The following is a 1415-nucleotide window of genomic DNA, read 5'->3' as shown; positions in this document are numbered from 1 at the left end:
GTAGTTCTCGCTGATCGAGCCCCGCCGGAAATCTCCGGTGCCGGCCAGCTCGGCATACAACCACTCGCGCTGCTGTTCCAAGTCGCCCAGCGATGGTTCGGTCACCCTTTCCTCCAAGTCTGGTTGTCCATAACACAACCAGACTACACCGCCACCAGCATCAACCCCCGTCACCTACATTCGTGCCGCACACCCCGCGGGGATCGGGTGGGCCGGATTTGTCGGGGGTGGCTGCGATGATGACGTCATGTCTTCGAGTGCACCCGCTGGCGCCGTGGTGGCCGCTCCTGGTGAGCGTCTTGAGGTGTTGTTTGCGGAGTTGGCGGAGTTGACCGGTCAGCGCAACGCGATTGATGGGCGCATTGTTGAGATCGTGGCCGAGATCGATCGCGACCAATTGTGGGGGGCTACCGGGGCGCGGTCGATGCCGGCCTTGGTGGCCTGGAAGACCGGCTGCTCGCCGGCCAACGCGCACACAATCGCCACCATCGCGCGCCGGATTACGGAGTTCCCCCGCTGCGCCCAAGACATGCGCGAGGGCCGGCTGTCGCTGGATCAGCTCGGCGTCATCGCGGCCCGCGCCGGTGCGGGATCTGACGAGCACTACGCGCAGCTGGCCCGGGTCGCCACGGTCACTCAGCTGCGCACCGCGGTGAAGTTGGAACCGCGACCCGAACCCGAACCTCGCCGCGAGCCCGAGGGTTCGATCACCACGACCACCACCGAGTGGGGCAGCCGCTATCGGATCAGCCTGTCTCACCATGACGCCGCGAAGTTCGACGCCGCCGTGGCCTCGCATCGTGATGCCCTGATCGCCGAGTGGAAACACGATCACGACAACGCCGACGCCCCATCAGATAGCGCACCGCCGTTGCCGACCACCATCGAGGCGTTCATGCGGCTGGTCGAGACGGGATGGGACACCGAGGCGGCCCGCCGGCCCCACGGGCAGCACACCACGGTGGTGGTGCATCTCGACGTCAAGGACCGCATCGCTGCACTGCATCTGGGTCCGCTGCTCACCGACGCCGACCGCCGATACCTCAGCTGTGATGCCACCTGTGAAGCATGGTTGCAACGCAACGGCGAGGTCATCGGCGCCGGCCGGACGACCCGCCTGATCAACCGGCGGCTTCGCCGCGCGCTCGAGCACCGCGACCGCACCTGCGCGGTTCCTGGCTGTGATGCCACCTGCGGCCTGCACGCCCACCACCTCCGCCATTGGGAAGACGGCGGTGCCACCGAGTTGGCCAACCTGGTGCTGCTCTGCCCCTATCACCACCGCAGCCACCACCGTGGCGTCATCACCATCACCGGACCCGCAGACGCCCTCACCGTCACCGACAACACCGGCCGACCGCTGCGCCCGGGATCGCTGGCGCGCCCACCAACCCAACCCCCACCCGCGGTACCGC

1 protein-coding gene is annotated in these 1415 nt (G+C 67.6%); it reads left to right on the top strand.

The genetic code is table 11. From position 1 onward, the window contains the following. Positions 1-247 precede the first annotated feature (247 nt). A partial coding sequence (locus EET03_RS05110; RefSeq protein WP_136625646.1) for an HNH endonuclease signature motif containing protein occupies positions 248-1415 on the top strand: 1168 nt, incomplete at its 3' end.

Origin of the sequence: Mycobacterium innocens, assembly GCF_900566055.1 — a bacterium.
GTDB classification, from domain to species: domain Bacteria; phylum Actinomycetota; class Actinomycetes; order Mycobacteriales; family Mycobacteriaceae; genus Mycobacterium; species Mycobacterium innocens.
This window is presented reverse-complemented; position numbering and strand designations above follow the sequence as displayed.